At 72.3% G+C, this 5,996-nt stretch carries 5 protein-coding genes; 3 read left to right on the top strand and 2 right to left on the bottom strand.

What is annotated here, in order from left to right:
• Window positions 1-140: 140 nt before the first annotated feature.
• Window positions 141-494: a hypothetical protein gene (locus VFW66_00755; GenBank protein ID HEX5385207.1), complete on the bottom strand. Its 354-nt coding sequence runs from the start codon at window positions 492-494 to the stop codon at window positions 141-143.
• A 19-nt stretch (window positions 495-513) separates the two neighbouring features.
• On the opposite strand from VFW66_00755, the gene VFW66_00750 reads away from it, so the two are divergent.
• Window positions 514-1,374, top strand: a complete 861-nt coding sequence (locus tag VFW66_00750; GenBank protein ID HEX5385206.1) for a hypothetical protein — start codon at window positions 514-516, stop codon at window positions 1,372-1,374.
• 8 nt (window positions 1,375-1,382) lie between these two features.
• On the opposite strand, the gene VFW66_00745 is transcribed toward VFW66_00750, so the two are convergent.
• Window positions 1,383-3,458 (bottom strand): heavy metal translocating P-type ATPase, encoded by a 2,076-nt coding sequence (locus tag VFW66_00745; GenBank protein HEX5385205.1) that lies wholly within the window; start codon window positions 3,456-3,458, stop codon window positions 1,383-1,385.
• A 150-nt stretch (window positions 3,459-3,608) separates the two neighbouring features.
• On the opposite strand from VFW66_00745, the gene VFW66_00740 reads away from it, so the two are divergent.
• Both VFW66_00740 and VFW66_00735 read left to right on the top strand, forming a co-directional pair.
• The gene (locus VFW66_00740) at window positions 3,609-5,321 is read left to right on the top strand and encodes a M1 family metallopeptidase (GenBank protein ID HEX5385204.1); all 1,713 of its coding nucleotides are present in this window, start codon (window positions 3,609-3,611) and stop codon (window positions 5,319-5,321) included.
• Window positions 5,322-5,385: 64 nt separating this feature from the next.
• A partial coding sequence (locus VFW66_00735) for a hypothetical protein (protein ID HEX5385203.1) occupies window positions 5,386-5,996 on the top strand: 611 nt, incomplete at its 3' end.

The following is a 5,996-nucleotide window of genomic DNA, read 5'->3' as shown; positions in this document are numbered from 1 at the left end:
CAGGTTGCCGATCAGGGCGGCGTAGATGACGGTCCTGGACTGTGAGCTCGCGGCCATGGGGCCTCTCGGAATCCTCGCGGCCGCGCTATCGCGCGGCTCGCGCCGATGGGCGGCGCGGCGGCCGGATCCCCACGCGCTCATCAGTGCGGGCGAACCCAGTCGGGGAGCTGGCCGGAGGAGGCGCGCCACTCCACGCCGTGCGGGAGCGGGCCGGTCTGCTCCCGCGCGTCCTCCGGCTCGAGCGAGTTGACGCACACGGCGTACGCCGCCCCGGGTCCGAACACCCGCCACGCGCCCCACACGGCGAGTCGCAGCGCCTCGAAGCCTTCGTGCGCCACGTCGCCGATGGTCCAGCGGATTCCCACCCGACGCCCCACGCTCACCGCTTCGATCCATCCATGCATGCAGAAGAGCGATGGAGGCGTCGGCTGTCCGTGAGTCGTGTCACCGGGTACAGCCTCGGCGTGACGCAGGGCCTTTTCCGTGGGCGGCACCGTTCCTCATCTTGGGCCGATGGAGCAGCCCGACCGCTCGCAGTCGCCGATTCAGTTGCTGCCCGCGCCCTCGGCGCGGGTGTTGCCGTCGGCCGTGCTGAGCGTGGCGATGCACGCGGTGCTGATCGCACTCGTGGTCTGGGCCGCCGGACGCTTCGCCTCGCGGCACCCGGCGAGCGTGGCCGCGCGAAGGGTGCACCAGCACACGCTGCACTTCATCTCCCTGATGCCGGTGCCGCCGCGACCGGCCGACCCGCCGGCCACATCCCGGGTGGCGCACGCGGCGCGTCATGCGCACCACATGCGGCGTGGCCATGCGGCCCTTGCGCTCCTGGTGCGGATGCCGAGGGTGGTCGTCCTGGGCAGTGAAGCCTCGACGCCCGAGCCCGACCCGCCGATCGGGGGGCTCCTGCACGTAGCAGTCGGCGCGCGACTTGGCGAGTTGGCGCGTGAAGTGCTGCCGGCCAATCGGATGGGCGACGGGAGCGCGGCCGCGGGCGCCGACCTCAAGGTGGTCGAGCTGCGCTCCGCCACGGCCACAGCCTGTCCCGTGCTGCGCCGCCCGCCCGGCGCCGATGACGAGGATCTCACCGTCACCGCGGCGTTCGAGGTCGACAGTGCGGGGATGGTGGATCCTGCGACGCTCCGCATGCTCGAGCTGCCGGGCCAGCCCCGGACCGAGTACGGGATCTATTCCCACCTGTTCGCCGTGACCACGCGGGTGAAGGTCGATCGGGACCTGCCCGACGTGAACGCGCCCTACGATTCCGCCCTCGCCGACGACATGGCGCGACACGTGGCCGAGCTGCGCTTCCGGCCTGCACTCCGGAATGGGCGGCCGACGCGGGCGAGCGTGCTCATCACCTGCCAGCCGGCCTGAACCTCGGGTCAAGGCGTGAGTCGCGCACGCCGCAACAACTGCGCGTTCACGGCCACGATCACGGTGCTGGCCGACATGAGTATCGCCGCTACCGCCGGCGAGAGCACGACGCCCCAGCGCGCGAACACTCCGGCCGCCGCGGGAATCGCGATGACGTTGTACCCCGCGGCCCACCAGAGATTCTGCACCATCTTGCGATAGCTCGCCCTCGAAAGACCCACGATCCGCGCCACGTCGCGCGGGTCGTTCCGGACGAGCACGATGTCGCCCGCCTCGACGGCCACGTCGGTGCCCGCGCCGATCGCGATCCCCACGTCGGCCACGACGATCGCCGGGGCATCGTTCACCCCATCTCCCACCATCGCCACCCGCTCGCCCGCGCGCTGGAGCGCCTCGATCCGCGCGGCCTTCTGGTCGGGCAGTACGCCGGAGAACACCGTGTCGATGGCAAGCGCTCGCGCCACCGCGTCCGCCACCGGCTTCGCGTCCCCGGTCAGCATCGCCACCTTCATGCCCTGCGCGTGCAGTCGGTGCACCGCTTCCGCCGACTCCGGCCGGATGGCGTCGGCCACGGCAAAGGCCGCGAGCGCGCGGGCGCCGTCGAGCAGGTAGATGACTCCCTCGCCGCGCGCCGCCGCGTCGCGGGCGAATGCGGTGAGGGCCGGCGGCGGCGCGACGCCGGCCTGCTCGATCAGGTTGGGGCCGCCCACCGCGAGCCGCCGTCCGTCCACCACCGCGGTGACGCCGCGGCCCGGTTCGGCGCGGAAGTCGCCCGCCGCGGGCACGGCAATGCCGCGCTCCGCCGCCGTGGCGACCACCGCGCGCGCCACCGGGTGCTCGGCGTCGTGCTCGACGGCGGCCGCGAGCCGAAGCGCGTCCGCTTCGGCCACGCCGTCGGCTGCGCGAATGGCCACCACGCGGTGCTCGCCCCGCGTGAGGGTGCCCGTCTTGTCGAAGACCACCGACGTGAGCTTCCGCGCCGCCTCGAGGCCCCGGCGGTCGCGCACCAGGAGCCCGCTCCGGGCGCCCAGCGTGGTCGAGATCGCGATGACGAGCGGAACGGCGAGCCCCAGCGCGTGCGGGCACGCGATCACGAGCACCGAGACGAGCCGCTCGACGGCGTATGCCGCCGCCGCGCCCAGCGCGAGCCAGCCGATCAGGGTGGCTGCGCCCGCCACGAGCGCCGCCACGGTGAGCCAGAACGCCGCGCGGTCGGCCAGCGCCTGGGCCCGCGAGCGCGATGCCTGCGCCTCCGCCACGAGCCGCATGATGCCGGCGAGCGCCGTCCGCTCGCCCGTCCCCATGATCACCACGCGCAGTGCGCCCGTGCCATTGATGGTCCCTGCGATCACCCGGTCGCCGGGGTGTTTCGGGACGGGGCGCGACTCGCCGGTCAGCACGGCTTCGTTCACCTCGCTCGTGCCGCTCTGCACCTCGCCGTCGGCCGGCACGCTCTGGCCGGGCCGGACCAGCACGCGATCGCCCTCGCGCAGCGACCCGAGCGGAACGTCTTCCAGGCGCTCGGCGCCCGCCGGGTCGGTCGTGATTCGAGTGGCGTGTCCGGGCAGCAGCTTCGCCAGCTCGTGCAGCGCGCCCTGGGCCTGGGTCACGGACCGCATCTCGATCCAGTGTCCCAGCACCATGATGGTGACGAGGGTCGCGAGCTCTTCCCAGAGCGGCATGCCCCGGAAGCCGAGCGTCACGGCGACGCTGAAGAGAAACGCCACCGTGATCGCGAGTGCGATCAGCGTCATCATTCCGGGCAAGCGCGCCCGGAGCTCGCGCACCGCTCCGGCGAGAAACGGCCGGCCGCCGTAGATGAAGACGAGCGTCCCGAACACCGCCGGGATCCAGCGCGCGCCAGGGATGGCGGGCGGGTGGAAGCCGAGCACGTTCTGGAGCATGTGACCCCAGATGAGCGTCGGGATGGTGAAGAGGAGGCTCAGCCAGAACCGGTCGCGGAACATCGCCACGCTGTGGCCGGCGTGCGGGTCGTGGGCGGCATGTCCGGTCTCGCGCGCCTGTGCGGGCGGGGCCGTGGCCGGGCCGACGATGTCTGCGTGGTGATCGTGGTGTTGGTGCACGCGCCCCACCTCCACATCCGCTTGCAGTAAGCTACGGCGGATCGGCCCAACAGGCGCGAGTGGGGCCAACTGGCACGAGACCATGTGTGGCGATATGATCCACCGCGCGCCTCGCCGGACGCAGGGCGCCGACCCTCGCTCCGGAGCACCGTGACTGTCTCCGCCATTCGCGCGCTGTTAGCCGGCGCCGCCCTGACCTGCGCATCCGGCGCCAGCGCCCAGCAAGTCACCGGGCACGCCGCCGCCACCGCCGACACCTTCACCCACGCCGACACCGTCCGCGGCAGCATCACGCCCGAGCGCGCCTGGTGGGACGTGACGTTCTACGACCTGCGCGTCGCGATCGACCCCGCCGACAGCACGCTCCGCGGCTCGAACGCGATCACCTACCGCGTGACCGGCATGCCGCCACACGCGGGACGGGGCGCAATGCAGATCGATCTCCAGGCGCCGCTCGCGATCGACAGCGTGACGGAGGACGGCCACCGCCTCGATTTCCGGCGCGACGGGAACACCTGGTTCGTCACACCGGCGGCGCGCGAGCCGCGGGGGCGGAGCAGGACGGTGACCGTCTACTATCACGGCCGCCCGCGCGTCGCCGCCAGGCCGCCCTGGGACGGCGGGCTGGTCTGGGCGCGCGACTCGGCGGGCGCGCCGTGGATCGGCACCGCGAGCGAAGGCATCGGCGCCAGCATCTGGTGGCCCAACAAGGACACCTGGGCCGACGAGCCCGACAGCCAGCGGACGGCGCTCACCGTGCCCGATTCGCTCCAGGCAATTGCCAACGGGCGTCTCCGCACGGTCACGCCGCACGGCGACGGCACCACCACCTGGGAGTGGGTCGTCACCAATCCGATCAACAACTACGACGTGGCCGCGTACGCCGGGCACTACGCCGAGCTCGACTCCGTGTATCAGGGCGAGCGCGGCCCGCTCACGCTCGCCTTCCGGCCGCTCGCCGCGCACGTGGATACGGCACGGGTCCAGTTCCGGCAGGTTGCGCCGATGCTGCAATGCTTCGAGCACTGGTTCGGTCCCTACCCGTGGTATCGCGACGGCTATCAGCTCGTCGAGTCGCCCTACCTCGGCATGGAGCATCAGAGCGCGGTGGCGTACGGCAACGATTACCTGAACGGCTATCTCGGCCGCGATCTCTCGGGCACGGGTTGGGGTCTCCGGTGGGATTTCATCATCGTGCACGAGAGCGCGCACGAGTGGTGGGGCAACAACATCACGGCCGCCGACATCGCGGACATGTGGATCCACGAAGCGTTCGCCGCGTACGCCGAGGCGCTCTACACGGAGTGCCGGTTCGGGAAGGCGGCGGGCGCGGCGTACGTCATCGGCACCCGGAAGCGGATCGAGAACGACCGGCCGATCGTCGGCCACTACGGTGTGAACGACGAGGGCTCGGGCGACATGTACTACAAGGGCGCCAACATGCTGCACACGATCCGGCAGCTCGTGGGGAACGACAGCACCTGGCGCGCGGTGCTGCGGGGACTCAACCAGACGTTCCGGCACCGGGTCGTGACCGGGCGGCAGGTGGAGGAGTACATGAGCGCGCACACCGGCGTTGATTTGAGCCGGGTGTTCGCGCAGTATCTCACGACGACGAAGGTGCCGACGCTCGAATACAGGCTGAGCGGCGATACGCTGAGTTATCGCTGGACCGACGTGGTGCCGGGGTTCGACATGCCGGTGCGGGTGACGCTCGGCGGCGACCGCACCATGACGCTCGAGCCGCGGGAAACGTGGCGGTCGGCGGTGGTGGCGATCTCGGCCCCGGAGCAGCTCAGCGTCGACGACGATTACTACGTCCGGGCAGCGAGCTCCGCGCGGCCTCCAGGCGTCACCCGCTGAAACGCATTCACGTCAGGGCACTTCGCGAGCAGGCAACCGCAACCAGCAGGGACGGAGGATGGCCATGCCGGCACCGCTGCGCGCGATACTGCCGCAACCGGCGGGGCAGACGCTCCCGGGGGCCGCGCTCAGCGTCGTGACGCACGCGGCGCTCATCGCGTTCGCCGTGATGCGGGTCGCGGCACCGGCGGCGTCGCGCCGCACGCACGCGCCGCTCCGCGCTCAGCGGGTCGAGACGGTGCGGTACGTCGCGCTCGCCCCGCCGCCGACGCCGGTCCCCGTGGCGCCGCGCGCCACCGCGCCGCACCCGCGCTCGCGGCCCACCCCGCCGCCCGACGCAATCCCCACGGAGCTCCGCCAGCCGCGGGTCACGGTGGAGGAGAGTGACTCGGCGGACGACCCGCCGGCCGAGGATCAGCTCGCGGGCCTCACGCAAGCGGTGCAGCGCGCTCCGCTCCAGGCGACGCCGCCGGCCGCGCCTCAGGCCGAGAACGCCGGCGGCGCGGCCGAGGACGTCCCGGGGAGTCTCAGAGTCGTAGAGCTGCGCACGCCCACGTCCACCGCGTGCCCGGTGCTGCGCCGCCGGCCGGGCATGGGCGACGAGGAGGTCCACGTGACGGTAGCGTTCGAGGTGGACAGCCTGGGCGCCGTGGACTCCTCGACCATTCGCGTGCT

Source organism: Gemmatimonadales bacterium (assembly GCA_036279355.1).
Taxonomy (GTDB): Bacteria; Gemmatimonadota; Gemmatimonadetes; order Gemmatimonadales; family GWC2-71-9; genus DASQPE01.
The sequence above is the reverse complement of the archived record's forward strand: the minus strand, read 5'-3'. Positions and strand labels throughout refer to the sequence as shown.

Coding starts and splice junctions, on each gene's coding strand:
- VFW66_00750 (HEX5385206.1), top strand. CDS start 514: ATGGAGCAGCCCGACCGCTCGCAGTCGCCGATTCAGTTGCTGCCCGCG.